Below are 14,112 nucleotides of genomic sequence, written 5' to 3' on the forward strand. Positions count from 1 at the left end.
GTTATGCAATTCATTTGCATAATGCTTTGCAGCATCATACCTCAATATTTAGAGCAAAACCCAGGCCCAGAACTTTTGTTTTTAATATCAATAAGTTAGATGTTCTGACCGATGTAGAAATCAGCACCAGTGTCATAACTTCAACACACTTTTCGTCGTAAACCCTACCTGGCCGGTGCGATAACAATATCTAAATGACACTGATGAAAAGGAGGCCCATCACTGAAATAAATGTGGCTGAAAACTCAAATAAACGGTTATTGGCTAACAGGTCAATCACTAAAGCGCTCAGGTCGTAACCCGGCTTATTCAAAACAGCGAGTTTTTTTGCAGCCAAGATCGAAATTGAAAGTTATTGTGGTATATCCCACAATAAATTTTCTCAGACTGTAGTGATGCTTAGTCATTCTAAGCGCACGTTGACCAACGCAAAGTGCAGCCTTTTTAGCCATAACCCTTCGGGCTGGGGATGTGAAAATAAGCCTTCAAGAGAAAGAACACATTTGAAACTGAATCCGACGATCAAAATGCAACCGCACTCTCTCACCACCATATTCCGGCCATACAGGTAACCCTTTGTTGTTTGGATTTCCAGTACGGGCAAACTCGGTTAATGCACCCTGAAACAAATCTGATAGATCCTGTAATTCCTGTTCGTTTGCACCATTGAGCATTGGTGCCGCCTGCCAAATATCCCACCGACCAAATAAAAATGGCAGATCAATGCAGTGACAGGCTCCTATACCCTGAACTGGCGATTGCCAGTCAAACTGGTACAAATAAGATTTCGAACCATGCTTCCCCTGAGCGTCGGCAAATTCCATGACCGGCTGATTGAATATATCGTCGCCTCTTAAGTCACTGAGTAATTGGCCAGGAGTAGATGGCACACGAGCAGCATGGGCTGCAGCAAGTTTGTATGGCCCTTTTTCACCGTAGCTACGCTCAAATTCCTGCTGTAATTGCGCTTCGGTCAGCTGCATAAATACCGGGTTCTGGAATGAAAAAGCATTAAACTCTTCTCTCGCTGCCCCGATGAGCGTATCGCACCACGCGCCAGCCCCGTCTTTAATTGCATCGAGGGGGTCACAGGCAATCAACTCATCATCCAGTACCGGCGTGAATGGCAAGGAGAACTCACCGGGAATCGTCGATGTCGCTGGTTGTGCCTGCAAAAGTTTCAGCGCTTTCATCAGTTGATCAACAGGCAGTTCTTGTAACCTGTTAATTTCCTTGGAATCAAAACCCAAAACTCGCAACATGGCCGCCGCTAACGGCTTTGCCTGCTCCGCTCGGGATAGCTTCATTCCTAAAGGAGGGCTCATGAGTATCGCTCTATGAAACAATCCCCGACATGATGTATTTGCCAGCATGACAGCCACACAATAAGCCCCTGCAGATTGCCCGGCAACAGTGATATTGTCCGGGTCACCACCAAAACTGCCAATCGTATGCTGTATCCATTTCAGTGCCGCGATCTGGTCATGGATACCCAGGTTTGGAGGGGCTAGATCCGGCTGCGCCAGAAACCCTAATGGCCCCAGGCGATAAGATATATTCACCACCACCATACCAGTGTTTCGTGCCAACATATGACCATCATAGCAAGATAGAGAACCACCACCGGTCATGAATGCACCACCATGGATAAACACCAGTACAGGCTTGGGCACATTGATGGTACCGGGTGACCAGATATCCAAATGCAGGCAATTTTCATCCTGAGGCATGGGATAAGCCCCCATAACCGCACTCGTTCCAGATGGCGGCTGAGGTGGGACTGAACCAACTCCTGTCGCATCATAAATACCATTCCAACAATCAGGACTCTGCGGCAATTTAAAACGATTGGAGCCGATGGCAGGTTCCGCATATGGCACCTTACTAAAGCAGCAAACATCGTTAACATTTTTGCCCTTTAGCCTGCCAAATGATGTTTCGACGATAATGCTGGAACTTACTGCCATAAATACTCCTCAAACTTCTAACCGGACTTTACCCCATTATATTTTTTTTAAGACTGCAGTTTGTTCTAATTACAAACATCTATCGTCCCAATTTTGAATCCTTAATGAATAGCCTGGATAATTTACACCTGTTTAAACATGTGGTTGAGAGCGGTGGGCTTTCAGCTGCTTCACGCAGACTTGGTATCGCAAAATCAACTCTGGCCCGGCGAATAAGCGAACTGGAAAAGCAGCTGGGTATGCAGTTGTATCATCGTCATGTTCGCCGTTTCCGGTTAACTAATTTCGGTAACGACTGTTATCAGCAATGTCTGAAAATAACCGCAGAAACCGAACAGATTTTTGCACTGGCAGAACGAGTTAGAAACCAACCTGCCGGGGAACTGCACATTATCAGCCCACCAATATTCAGCGCGGCGATCGTTAACACGCTGGCCGTTGAATTTGCTGCCAGGGTGCCGGAGGTCCGCCTCCACCTGGAAGTCACAATGGATGAAGTCGATCCACGGAAAACCCAGGCAGACCTGATCATTTTCCCGAGCTTCATCCCATTACCGGATAGCTCCGTTATTGCACGCAAATTGATGGATATCGAATACACTCTGGTTGCCAGTCCTAGTCTGCTGACAGAAAAAACACTTCAGGAACCCAGTGATTTAAAAGCCGTTCGGTGTGTCGGTTTAGGTAACCGAAAAAACCATTGGCTATGGCGTTTGAGCAATGGCATAAAGGTGGCAGAACATCATTTTGTCCCGGTTTTTACAACGACAACTCCGATTGCACTTTTGGAAGCGGCTCGCCAGGGGCTAGGGGTTGCGTCGCTACCCAGTAGTTTGTGTACAAACGATATCGCCAACGGACAGCTGGTTAAAATTTTGGAGCAATGGATACCACAACCCGGTCAGCTATTCGCAATATACCCAAGCAGCAACAGCTTAACCGTTGCCGCACGGCAATTTCTTGACCTGTTAATAGAGCGTTTGTCTGAAGACCTTCCGTCATAATATTTTTTCATTGGCTGTCGTGACAGGTAAAAACAAAAACACGGTAAAGCCACCAACACACTTGTCTTCAACCAATGCTCCGAACAATCGCTAAAGCTTCGGGCAAAACCAATTCTGTAGCGACATCGGCTGGCATAATAGATTAACAAAATGCGCTACGCCTTCGTCACTGGCTCGACAGGTCGCCTCCATATTTCGACCTGTCGGATGTCAAAGCCAGATGCACCAGAGCAAGGAAAGCCACACCCCCCGGTTAAAAGATTGGCAGCAGGAATCGCTTCATATCACAGACATTTACTTGAATAGTTGTAACGGATCAGCTTCCAACGCCCCCAAGCCCATTTACTCCCGAGCCTGAGTGATTAAACTCTAGCACTCAAATTATCTTGTCCATATGGAGCATTCATGCCTGCATTCCTCACCAATCTTATGATCGATTTCAGCCACTGGCTGCGTCCCTGGATGCCACAACTATGCATGGCAGTGATTGCATCATTGCTGGTCATTTACGGCAATAATATAAACCGGGCTGTCAAACAGCTGGTTCAGGGCTCCCATTTCATCATTCGTACTGCGGTCTTTGTGCTACTTTGTGCTGTTGGCTATGGCATGGCCACCGTCCTGTTGGCGCCTTTGCTGCTAAAACTACTGTTTAGTTTTGGAGCGCAATGGTATGGCCTGGTGATCGTACTGATTTTCATTGTGATCGGCATGCTGGCACAAAAACACAATTACCAGTAAACCGGACCACAACTGCTACACTCAAATTCATAGTCTTGAAAATTCGAGCAGCCATGAGATTTAAAGTTTCTGCAATTTTGTTAACAGCACTGTTGTGTGTCAGTACACGGACTATGGCTTTTAGCCGAGAAGGTCATGAGGTGATTGCCGGCCTGGCATTCACTATGCTCAGCGATGACTCCCATAAGGCACTCAGCTCTTTAATGGGGAGCCAATACCGTCTGGAATGGGTTGGATCATCCTATTGGGCAACTGAGCTCTCCCAAAGACCCGGCAATGAATGGATGCAGAGTCTTCATGAAGTTCAGTTCGATAATGACGCAACCGCGTTCTCCCCGACCAAAGACTGTCCGGATAACAAATGCGTGGTAGCAGCCATTCTTGAATCGGAAAAAGTGCTTAAGGAACGGGCTAAATTTACTCTGGTCCAGCAACGCCATGCCGTTAAGTTTCTGCTGAATTATGTTGGTGATATCCATCAACCGACTAACTGTGGATTTAAGAGAGACGATAACGGTCGGAAGATACTGCTCGAAAGTGGTGATAAGAAAGTTAACCTGCATTGGGTCTGGGATGCTGGAATTATTCAACTGGCAGGTAAAAAGTGGTCAACACTGGCCGGCGAATTCGCCAAACAGATTACTCCGGAACAAACCGCTGCCTGGACAGCGGATATGGACCCGCAGCACTGGGCTTGGGAATGCCATCAGGTCGCCCGGAATGTTGCCTACCAGTCGGCATTGGATAAGAAAAAGTGGGATATGGGATACTACAAAAACGCATGGCCAACATACGAAGAGCAACTGAAAAAAGCGGCAGTAAGGCTGGCATATCTGCTCAATGATCTGTTTAAGGATAATACTGCGGCACAATAATTTTCTGTGCCACAAATGATAAGGGCGGTACCATCAGGTACCGCCCCAGAGCGAGTCATTAGCATCACTTCCCGTGTCACTGCTTCCTTGAAATTCCGGACTATCCTTTATCCGGTCATCCCTGATCCCTTGAGTTATATAGTTCCTTTTTGGAGCATCCCGCTCATTGGCGTCCTTGAAAATCCGTTTTCGTCCATTCCTTTTGCAGTCCCTGCTCTTCCTTTTCCTTAGTCCTTATACATTCCTTCGTAGCGTCATCCTTAACACTTATTTCCGCCTTGAAGTCGTCCTTGTATTCGCTCCGTCGATGGGGAGAACTATAGCAAAGGAATCAGAAGCTGTGGGTTACATAAATGTGTCACTTCACTGCTCATTTATCAGCCACCTGCCGAAATAGCTGACGGAATGCGGACACCTGCAACAAGAAGACATACAAAAGGATACAAAACCACAGAAAATAACCACCTTGGCTGACAGCCATGTAAGAAATATCTTACAAGCCACTCAGAGATTTGCTATTCGTCACCCATGACGCCGTTCCAATTCTTTGAATGGAATCTCCGGAATGAGTACTACCGAAACCAAACCACATAGCACCATGGCCATAGCCGTCATGAAAATAGTTTTCACAGCTTTGGTCCAGGTAGCTTTGAATGTCTGCGCGAACTCAAAAATCCGGGTTTCTGTCTGTTTCTGCCTCAGGTGAACCTGTGCATTCAAGGCAGCAGCATCCATAGTGGCCAGCGCATCCAGTTCAAGCCCGAGTAGCTGGAGATCCTCTGTGGTCAGAGTCTGACGGTTCTGTATCCGACTGGATAGCCGGGCATACCGGCTTTTAGCTGTAGCAATCATCTTGTCTGCATCAAAATGACTGGTAACTGAAACACCCGTTTCCAGCGACAGATGTCCTTTGTCAGTCTGCGTCATAACAGAAGCGCCGCCAATACTCATCCCGGCCGTCAGAATAGCAGTGAGGATGGTTCCAAAAACGGCCAGCCCCACAGTATTTCCAAGTTGCCGGACAAAAGCTGCGGTGCTGCTGACCATGCCAATTTTCTGACGGGTGACACTGTTGATCATCATTTGGGTCAACATAGGGATACTGGGACCCAGTCCCACTCCCACCAGGAACAGCCTGATGCTGATAGACCATTGCGACTGACCGACGTTAAGAGTCATAGAACAGGTCAGCAATGCCGCGACGGCAAAGATAAGGGCAGGCACCAGCACCGGTTTATAACTACCGATATGACTGGCCAGACGCCCGGAGGCAATGTTGGCACTGACCAGTCCAAATGTTAACGGCATTACTGTCACACCTGCACGAGTGGCACTGAAGTCATACACATTCACCATGTACAGGGGAATAAACACAATGGCGCACAGGAACGCACCTCCGGTGAAAAATGCACCTAAAGCCATCAATAGGAAGCTTTTGTCTGCAAACAACCCCAGATCAATAATGGGTTCACCAACCCGGCGCTCATGAACCATAAACGCTATAAATGCCAGTATCACGATCATAGCCATGCTCAATACCGGAGCAGAAATCCAGGCATAACGGGCAGGTGCAACGGCGAAGATCAATAACAGCGGAATCACGGTTGCCAGTAGCATCACAGCTCCAGCGAAATCGATGCTGCCACTATTGCGATGCCTGAGTGGTGGCATCTTTTTTAATATAAATGGCAATACCATTGCCAGGATTGGCACATTCACCAGAAAAACCCAGTGCCAGCTGACCATATCGGTCAACATACCGCCCACCCAAGGACCAACAACGGAACTGACAGCAAATACTGATCCAAACAATCCCTGATATCGGGGTCTCTCTTGAGGTGTGAATATGTCACTGACCAAGGCAAACACAGTCGAAAAGATCGCGGCACTGCCAATACCCTGAAGTGCTCGGAACAACACCATGGATAACGGCGAAAATGCCAGGGCACACAAGACACTGGCAAAACAGAATAACAATAACCCCGTGATCAATATGTTCTTGCGCCCATACAGATCTGATAGTTTTCCCCAAATCGGTAAAGTCGCAGTGCTCATGACCAGAAATGCCGTGGTCAGCCAGGTAATCCAACTGGTCGGAAAAGCCAAGTCCCTAACAATGGCAGGCGTCGCCGTGGAAACAATAGTCTGATCCAGTGCTGCCAAAAACAACGAAACTAATGCTCCCAACAGGATTAACCGTTTCTGCGCCAACGGCATTAAGCGTGGATCATTTGTCATAGCAACCTCATGTTATTTACTAGCGCCGATTGGTAAAGGGCGACATTTTGTGTCGGGCGGACTATCCGTTACGGCACACAGGTTCGCGGCAGAATCCGACGGAGTATGACTTAGTCCTCAGCGAGCTCTCTCAGCAAAACGCTCGCGATACTCACTGGGACTGACCGTCATGTATTTTTGGAAATTCAGTCGAAGATTTAATGCACTGGCAAAGCCACATTGATCGGCAATCCATTCTAAAGAACGCCAATCCGGCTGCTCCAGTAAAGCTCTGGCCCGTTCAACACGCCGGCGGTTCAACCATTCCTTAGGACTCATATTTGTAGCAAGACGAAAACGACGATCAAAGTTCCGACGCGACATCTTTGCCTGACTGGCCATATCATCGATATCAATAGGTTGATTGAGGCGAGCACAAACCCAATCCAGCGTGGCAGAAAAGTGACTGTGTAATTCAGGCATCGGTGTTTCCACATACTGAGACTGGCCACCGCTGCGATGGGGCGAAATAACCAGTCGCCGGGCAACCTGATTGGCCACTTGTTGGCCATAATCCTGACGTATCACCTCGAGCCCCAAATCCAGTCCGGCAGCACTGCCGGCTGAACAGCCAATCCGACCATCAAAGCAGTAAAGTACTTGATTCAACAATTCTATATCCGGAAAGCGCTCTCTGAACTGTGCCTGATATCGCCAATGAGTACACGCCGGACGATGACCCAAAACACCAACCTCAGCCAGCAAAAAAGCTCCGGAGCAAAAGGAAATAATCCGGCCACCGCGATGTACCAGTGCCTGCAATTCCTCTTTCAGCATATGGGGAAGCTCTGAAGGTATTATCGACCAGGCCGGCACAACCAGCATGTCATAAGCCTGAAGACAATCTGTCTGAGTAACCTGAAGAGAAATCTTTCCCAGCCCTGCCAGGGGAGATGGGTGAAAGGTCACGACTTCCGCCTGATACCAGTGGGAATATTCCTGTCTCGGCAAGGCAAACAATTCCAGCGCACACCCCAGCTCAAACATGGCTGGCTGTTGATTGACCAATATAGCGACACGAGTCATTACTTTACCCTGATATGGCTGGTTTTTATCGATAGATGTCTTTTAGGACAATTTCGAGTATCCACAGGAGCTCCTAGGATAGCAACACCTTGTTATTAATCATTCACCAGGAAAACAGTTATGCCTTCAGCCGTCGCCAGACCCGCCGCCGCTAGCAGTATCGAAGCACTTGCGCACTTTAGCCATCTTCTGCGTTTTGAAACCGATTGCTGGGATGTACACCATGCCATCAGCAACCAGCGCCAGGACTTCGTATTATTGGATGTACGTGGAGAAACCCTGTATCACCAAGGTCATCTGCCTAATGCGGTTTGTCTGCCTCATTCCCGTATATCATCTGAATCCTTGAACAAATATTCCGCAGACACTCTGTTCGTGGTTTATTGCGCTGGTCCTCATTGCAACGGTGCCGATAAGGCTGCAGTTAAACTCGCACAATTGAACCATAGCGTGAAAAAAATGATTGGGGGTATCACCGGATGGCTGGATGAAGGTTTTTCATTAATCAGCACTACCAAGGTAGATAACTGATACCCCCCAGGGAGCGCATGGCCTGCCGAATTTCATAAGATCGCGACCAGACATACCCTGAGGGTTCACTGGCTGACATACGCTTTGGATTTGGCAGTACTGCTGCCAGCAGACTGGCCTCAGTTCGGCTCAATCGGGCCGGCGACTTATGAAAAAAACGCTCACTGGCCATTGTCACTCCATAAACACCGGGCCCATATTCAATGACATTCAGATAAACTTCCATGATTCTCTGTTTTGGCCATAACCATTCCATCCACAGCGTAAACCAAGCCTCCAGACCTTTTCGGATATAACTGCGTCCTGGCCATAAAAACAGGTTTTTGGCGAGTTGTTGGGTAATGGTGCTGGCTCCCCTGGGGCGTGTGCGTTGCTCCTCCAGAGCATCCGCAATAGCCTCAAAGTCAAATCCCATATGGTAGGGGAATTTCTGATCTTCTGAAGAAATCACTGCCAGTGGTAACTGCCTGTTAATATCGTCAAGGTCGGCCCATCGTCCTCCCAGCCACTTATCGGAGACTAACGGGTCCCGTATCACCATGGACGTGGTCGGAGGGTTTATCCAACGCAAAAACAACACCATGGCGATTGTCAGAAGACAGAAAGATACTGCGATAATTAAAATCCAGCGGACAGCTCTGGCTACCCATGAAGTACGCTTTGTTTTTCTGCTACGACGTAACAACGATCTTACACCCATGCCCAGACGTTACGGAAAAATCCCGTTAAACTAACGAACAACAACACACCACCCATAACACGATAAAACCGCCGGGAACTGGACTTCAGCAGATATTCATGCACTTTCAGCCCCAGATAGTGACCAATGCCCGCAGCAGGTAATAACCACAACTGATGCCGCAACTGCAGGTCAATATTAAAATACAAGAATGCACTCAGTTTGATAGAAACCAAAATAAACCAAATGGCAAATAAGGTATCCCGCAATTGTTCCCGTGATACCTGGTTGGCCACAACTGCGATAATCAATGGCGCACCAATCAAAGAAGTGCCACTCATGTAACCACCTAGTATCAATAGAACAATTCCTCCCCAACGGCTATTGTTGGAGAACGAAAATCCGAACAAATAAGAACAAGCGTAAAAACCAACAATAATAAATATCACCGCACTCATCAGGTCGTTGGGCAGCACCACCAGACCAAACACACCAACCAGCTTCGGGACAATCATAATAGCAATGGCATATTTCAGATAACGCCAATCAATGGTACCACTGGAATTCTGACCATCAGCCAGCTGATGACGTACCCGACGATGACTGGAAATCATGGTCAATGATGAAAAGAACAACAACTGTATGGCAATGATCGGCAAATAGACAAGCGGTTGGTTATCGACCAGTAACAAAAATGGCAAAGATAGCGCTGCACCTCCAAACCCCAGTCCGGATCGGACAAAACCACTCCAGACAAATATCAAAAATATCAATACGTATTGATATCCGTGAAAATATTCCATTGCAGAAAATATTCCGTTTCAAATCATCAGAAACTGGCAGCAAAAGTTATTGCAACGTAAATGAATCCAGGAAGGTTAATACTCGATTGGTTTGCTCATCACTTTCTTTTTCTTTAAAAGCAACAGTCCATTTATAGATATACTGTTCGGTGAACACCACTCTGCTCATGTTGACAAAATGATTGTCATTGCTCATAAAAAACTCATGAATGGTATGACCTGCTTTTTCAAATTTATTTTGAACCAGAGTATTTCCCCCGGCAAAAGCTTTCTCATCATTTTTTCTGGAAATCTTTAACCATTCACGTTCAGGCAGGTTACCGCGATTAATCACCTGAACCATAAAGTTAATACCCTTGCGTTTTAGGGTAAACAACTGCACATGATTATCCCCTTTGGAGATGGATTCTGACTTTGGTTCAGCTTCAAATTTAACCGTGAACCCCAGACCTTCAGGCGACCATTGAAGATATTTTTCCGGTAATGAACTGGTGACATGGGTGGGCCACTGAACCCAGATAAAAGCAATAGTCAGTACCAGCATTATGGCAGCGGTGGGATTGATTTTTTTTAATTTTTGCAGCATGGATAATCCAGAGAAGCAATGGGAACTTTGTTGCGGTTATGGTTCGAAACCGGCTTGAAAAACAGTTTCAAACAATTATCGATCGATTTCTATCCCTGCGTAACACCGTATCAGACAAGACAACGTGTTTTTCCATTTATCATTCATCAACCCCTTATATCTGAAACGTTCAACTTAGAACAGGCATACGGGTATTGATATAAAAAAGGCCCCCTTGGAGGAGGCCTGAATACCTTAACGAAGGCTATAGCGATACACTGCCTTCTCACCATCACCGTAGTCAAACAGGCAATCGAATCCATTGTCTGAAGAGTGAACGATGGTACATTCATATCCATCCGGCTCTACTTCTTCAAAAGATTCATCACATGAGTCACGACTAACATTCTTGGTTTCTGTGAATGTCAGAACATTACCGTTTTTCTCCCACTGATAATCAGCCTTGAATACATCACATTGCTGACCATCATCTTGAGTGGCATAAAACCCGGTACCATCCTTACGAATCTCTTCCTGACCAAACTCAAGCCATTCGCATCCCCAATCCAATATTGAAACATGGTATTTGCCTGGTGAGAAATGACCGGATATCCCATTTTTGCGGGTTTTAGCATTGGCCTGGATGTCGGAAAAGACCCCATACTGATTAATACTCTGTTTCATCATCAACTTCATGTCGACTGACTTGAGACCACTCAAAGACATATAAACGTCCGCACAGCTACTAGGCTCCATATCGGCCTGATGACCGATGACCGGAACAATATCTTCGACCAGAGACGACAGTTTGGCATAGTCCACAGCTAAACTATACAGCCCATCGGAGTTCAACTTTTCCTTACTAAGATCGGCAGCAGCTTTACCAGCCATATCCCCTGAGAACACGGTCAGGTTGTTACCTTTCATAGCCGCTTTAAGTTTGACGCTTTCAGGCAGGTAGGGAATGTCCAGATCAATAACAGTACCATCCTCTGGAATATGAACATCCTGCAGGTAAGGAGCATTTGCCAGCAAGCCAACCAACGTAGAAGGGTTGGTACTGCTCAAGGCAACCAACGCATCGATACTGCCCAGAGTCTGATTGGTCTCATCAAACTGCAAATCAAACAACTGTACCGATGCACCTTTGAGTCCCTGAACCATTGCAGTAAAAATCGATAATGTTGCAGGGTTGGCGCTTTTGGCTTCTTGCTGAGCCTCCTGGAGAACATCACAGTTGAATTCAGCTGTTACAAAACGATTCCAGAAATTGGAAATCACTGGAGTCAGATTAGCGACATCCAGACCTACGGCCAGGCTGGCGATTTGACCATTGTCTACAGATGCTGCCGGTGACAAATGACCATTTAGTTTCTGCAGATCGGTGACAGCTTGTTCATCCGTAACCTCCAGCACAGTTGCCAGATCAAACTTAATACTGTCTTTTGAGGTTTTAAAGTCACGGTATCCTGCAACAAAGCGAGGAGCTCCCTGCACCATACCAATCATCTCATCTGCACAGACAGCTGAGACCAGTGGTTCATAATCATCACCCAAAGCCACCAACAGGTCTTTGCCCGCACTGTTTTGTTCAGGTTTCAAGATCGTTCTGGCCACTTCCACTAGATTGATGAAACCAGACAGCTGATCACCAAAACCGTATTTCTTCTTCATTTCAGCAATTTGTTTGCTGTCTTTCAGAGTCTTAGAATCTTCCACCAGCGCCAACCGTTGCATTTTGCGGGTGTCGCTGTCACTACCAAATAGAAAACTGGCAGTCACATATTTCTTTTCTGCCGATACGGCGAAATGGAAGCCTGGATCTTTGCTGTCCACTTCCCATACCCAGATGGTGTGCCCATTTAAGTCCTGCACCGCATGCTTATAACCGGTTTGCGCTTCGAGTTCCTGCAGGGCGTTCATAAAGCTCTGTGGTTTTTTGACCGCAAACTGAAAGACCGGCAGCAGTCCATCCATATAAATTGCCATATCCATATGCGAGTTCAGACCATAACGTTCAATCATGGCGTTATCGCCCTGGGCAGCGGTCTCTACAAAATCATCCAGTAATGCCAGAAAGAATCTGGCCTGATCACTATCCCCAGCAATGGCATCAACCAGTTCCTGGTAAGTTTGTTGCCATTGAGCCAAGCCGGCCTCGGAGGCATATGTATTATTACCAGTGCTCAGCCTGCCATCAAAATAGAGCACAGTGTCGGCTGGCGCATTAGCCTGAAAATGGTCAGCAGGCTTACCACCAAAATTAAACAGGCTGAAAGCATAGCCGGCTTGTGACCAAGTCATAGTAGCCAGAAGACAGAGATACAGTTTCAATTTCATCTTATAAAGGTCCTTGTAGATAACGGGCGAAGGTAAATCATCAGGATTTACCCCAGTTACCACCCAACGGCGGCAAATTTTATCACAAGGAGAGAAGGAATCAGGGATGTTTTCGTTACAGAATAATGATCTGCGGAACAATTCAACTTGTCCGCAGGATCACATATCCCATTCAGAAGAGCTACATTGCGAACCCGTCAGGCAATAGCTCAAATTTAGTCCATTGTTTAAACTCCGCACTATCACAGAATGCGTAGATCACAGCATCTTCCGCCATCAGTTCATGGATCATCTGACGACAGGCACCACATGGCGAATACAGAGTCTCACCAGGCATATAAATACCCATGGTTTTCAAAGTTCCCGGTGGAACACCTTTAGCAATAGACTGCACCAACGCATTACGTTCGGCGCAGATGGCCATGGAATAGGCAGAATTTTCGACGTTACACCCCTGCAAATACTGACCATTTTCTGTCAGCTCAATAGCAGCCCCCACGGGAAAGCTGCTATATGGAACATAGGCATGAACAGCTGCCTCCTTGGCAGCTTCGCGCAGCTTCATCAGTGCAGCATTCATACATCACCTTTCTCACGAATCAATACAGAATCCAGGGCAATTTCGATCATATCATTGAAGGTACTTTGACGTTCTTCTGGTGATGTTTTCTCACCTGTAATGATGTGATCACTGACGGTACAAATAGCCAATGCATTACAACCATTGTCAGCAGCAACACCATAAAGTCCGGCTGCTTCCATCTCTACACCGTAGTGTCCTTTACTGGCGGCCAGCCCGAGAATCTCATTGTCAGGAGAATAAAAAAGATCCGCAGTAAATACGCCACCTACATGCACCCGCGCACCATGTTGGCGGGCCGCCTGGACTGCCGGCTCAAGCAGGCTATAACTGGCTGCGGCAGAAAAATCATAGCCTCTAAACCGGGTTCGGTTAACATTGGAATCAGTACTGGCAGATTGACCAATCACCACGTCACGGATTTTAACGTCTTCATGCAGACCGCCACAGGTACCAACGCGAATAATGTTTTTTACACCAAACTGGCTGTACAACTCATGGGCATATATTGAAATCGAAGGCACACCCATACCGGATCCCATCACTGATATCCGGTGGCCTTTATACAGACCGGTATAGCCAAACATATTTCTGACTTCATTCACCTGTTGAATTTCAGTGAAAAAAGTTTCAGCAATATATTTGGCGCGCAGTGGATCGCCAGGCATCAATACGGTTTCAGCAAAGTCGCCAGGTTGAGCTGCAATATGAGGTGTTGACATAG

13 protein-coding genes are annotated in these 14,112 nt (G+C 46.9%); 4 read left to right on the plus strand and 9 right to left on the minus strand.

The features are described from left to right. Positions 1-485 precede the first annotated feature (485 nt). On the minus strand, positions 486-1,967 hold the full coding sequence (locus tag ACQY6I_RS10325; RefSeq protein ID WP_428241408.1) for a carboxylesterase/lipase family protein: 1,482 nt from the start codon (positions 1,965-1,967) through the stop codon (positions 486-488). 104 nt (positions 1,968-2,071) lie between these two features. Between ACQY6I_RS10325 and ACQY6I_RS10330 the strand changes: the two genes are divergently transcribed. The 3 genes from ACQY6I_RS10330 to ACQY6I_RS10340 all read left to right on the plus strand — a co-directional run bounded on the left by ACQY6I_RS10330 (position 2,072) and on the right by ACQY6I_RS10340 (position 4,587). Continuing rightward, a complete protein-coding gene (locus tag ACQY6I_RS10330) occupies positions 2,072-2,971 on the plus strand; it encodes a LysR substrate-binding domain-containing protein (RefSeq protein ID WP_428241409.1) in 900 nt (299 codons plus the stop codon). A gap of 405 nt (positions 2,972-3,376) precedes the next feature. Beyond that, on the plus strand, positions 3,377-3,712 hold the full coding sequence (locus tag ACQY6I_RS10335; RefSeq protein ID WP_428241410.1) for a DUF3392 family protein: 336 nt from the start codon (positions 3,377-3,379) through the stop codon (positions 3,710-3,712). A 53-nt stretch (positions 3,713-3,765) separates the two neighbouring features. Next, positions 3,766-4,587 (plus strand): S1/P1 nuclease, encoded by an 822-nt coding sequence (locus ACQY6I_RS10340; RefSeq protein ID WP_428241411.1) that lies wholly within the window; start codon positions 3,766-3,768, stop codon positions 4,585-4,587. Positions 4,588-5,109: 522 nt separating this feature from the next. Here ACQY6I_RS10340 and ACQY6I_RS10345 read toward each other — a convergent pair. Together ACQY6I_RS10345 and ACQY6I_RS10350 are read right to left on the minus strand one after the other, a co-directional pair. Beyond that, positions 5,110-6,825: an MFS transporter gene (locus ACQY6I_RS10345; protein ID WP_428241412.1), complete on the minus strand. Its 1,716-nt coding sequence runs from the start codon at positions 6,823-6,825 to the stop codon at positions 5,110-5,112. A 117-nt stretch (positions 6,826-6,942) separates the two neighbouring features. Beyond that, positions 6,943-7,890 (minus strand): GlxA family transcriptional regulator, encoded by a 948-nt coding sequence (locus ACQY6I_RS10350; RefSeq protein ID WP_428241413.1) that lies wholly within the window; start codon positions 7,888-7,890, stop codon positions 6,943-6,945. Positions 7,891-8,010: 120 nt separating this feature from the next. Between ACQY6I_RS10350 and ACQY6I_RS10355 the strand changes: the two genes are divergently transcribed. Continuing rightward, positions 8,011-8,421 carry a rhodanese-like domain-containing protein gene (locus tag ACQY6I_RS10355; RefSeq protein ID WP_428241414.1) on the plus strand — a complete coding sequence of 137 codons (411 nt, stop codon included), beginning with the start codon at positions 8,011-8,013 and terminating at the stop codon, positions 8,419-8,421. Here ACQY6I_RS10355 and mtgA read toward each other — a convergent pair. From mtgA to deoD, 6 genes are all read right to left on the minus strand, one after another. Continuing rightward, positions 8,402-9,106, minus strand: coding sequence for a monofunctional biosynthetic peptidoglycan transglycosylase (gene mtgA / locus ACQY6I_RS10360; protein ID WP_428241415.1), 705 nt, complete (start codon positions 9,104-9,106; stop codon positions 8,402-8,404). The two genes, ACQY6I_RS10355 and mtgA, sit on opposite strands and share 20 nt — an antisense overlap. A 5-nt stretch (positions 9,107-9,111) precedes the next feature. Then, entirely contained in the window at positions 9,112-9,903 is a 792-nt protein-coding gene (locus ACQY6I_RS10365) for a sulfite exporter TauE/SafE family protein (RefSeq protein WP_428241416.1), read from the minus strand. Between the two features lie 46 nt (positions 9,904-9,949). Continuing rightward, positions 9,950-10,489 carry a hypothetical protein gene (locus tag ACQY6I_RS10370; RefSeq protein ID WP_428241417.1) on the minus strand — a complete coding sequence of 180 codons (540 nt, stop codon included), beginning with the start codon at positions 10,487-10,489 and terminating at the stop codon, positions 9,950-9,952. Positions 10,490-10,723: 234 nt separating this feature from the next. Then, on the minus strand, positions 10,724-12,808 hold the full coding sequence (locus tag ACQY6I_RS10375; RefSeq protein WP_428241418.1) for a hypothetical protein: 2,085 nt from the start codon (positions 12,806-12,808) through the stop codon (positions 10,724-10,726). A gap of 181 nt (positions 12,809-12,989) precedes the next feature. Continuing rightward, entirely contained in the window at positions 12,990-13,388 is a 399-nt protein-coding gene (cdd, locus tag ACQY6I_RS10380) for a cytidine deaminase (protein ID WP_428241419.1), read from the minus strand. After that, positions 13,385-14,110 carry a purine-nucleoside phosphorylase gene (gene deoD / locus ACQY6I_RS10385; RefSeq protein ID WP_428241420.1) on the minus strand — a complete coding sequence of 242 codons (726 nt, stop codon included), beginning with the start codon at positions 14,108-14,110 and terminating at the stop codon, positions 13,385-13,387. Before deoD ends, cdd begins: the two co-directional genes overlap by 4 nt. Positions 14,111-14,112 lie beyond the last annotated feature (2 nt).

This window comes from Gynuella sp. (assembly GCF_050297175.1).
Classification (GTDB): Bacteria; Pseudomonadota; Gammaproteobacteria; order Pseudomonadales; family Natronospirillaceae; genus Gynuella.

Bases quoted from the DNA above. Each gene is read 5' to 3' on its own strand.
- ACQY6I_RS10345 (WP_428241412.1), bottom strand. From the start codon at position 6,825: ATGACAAATGATCCACGCTTAATGCCGTTGGCGCAGAAACGGTTAATC.
- ACQY6I_RS10375 (WP_428241418.1), bottom strand. From the start codon at position 12,808: ATGAAATTGAAACTGTATCTCTGTCTTCTGGCTACTATGACTTGGTCA.
- ACQY6I_RS10355 (WP_428241414.1), top strand. From the start codon at position 8,011: ATGCCTTCAGCCGTCGCCAGACCCGCCGCCGCTAGCAGTATCGAAGCA.
- ACQY6I_RS10335 (WP_428241410.1), top strand. From the start codon at position 3,377: ATGCCTGCATTCCTCACCAATCTTATGATCGATTTCAGCCACTGGCTG.
- cdd (WP_428241419.1), bottom strand. From the start codon at position 13,388: ATGAATGCTGCACTGATGAAGCTGCGCGAAGCTGCCAAGGAGGCAGCT.
- ACQY6I_RS10340 (WP_428241411.1), top strand. From the start codon at position 3,766: ATGAGATTTAAAGTTTCTGCAATTTTGTTAACAGCACTGTTGTGTGTC.
- ACQY6I_RS10365 (WP_428241416.1), bottom strand. From the start codon at position 9,903: ATGGAATATTTTCACGGATATCAATACGTATTGATATTTTTGATATTT.
- ACQY6I_RS10370 (WP_428241417.1), bottom strand. From the start codon at position 10,489: ATGCTGCAAAAATTAAAAAAAATCAATCCCACCGCTGCCATAATGCTG.
- deoD (WP_428241420.1), bottom strand. From the start codon at position 14,110: ATGTCAACACCTCATATTGCAGCTCAACCTGGCGACTTTGCTGAAACC.
- ACQY6I_RS10330 (WP_428241409.1), top strand. From the start codon at position 2,072: ATGAATAGCCTGGATAATTTACACCTGTTTAAACATGTGGTTGAGAGC.
- ACQY6I_RS10325 (WP_428241408.1), bottom strand. From the start codon at position 1,967: ATGGCAGTAAGTTCCAGCATTATCGTCGAAACATCATTTGGCAGGCTA.
- ACQY6I_RS10350 (WP_428241413.1), bottom strand. From the start codon at position 7,890: ATGACTCGTGTCGCTATATTGGTCAATCAACAGCCAGCCATGTTTGAG.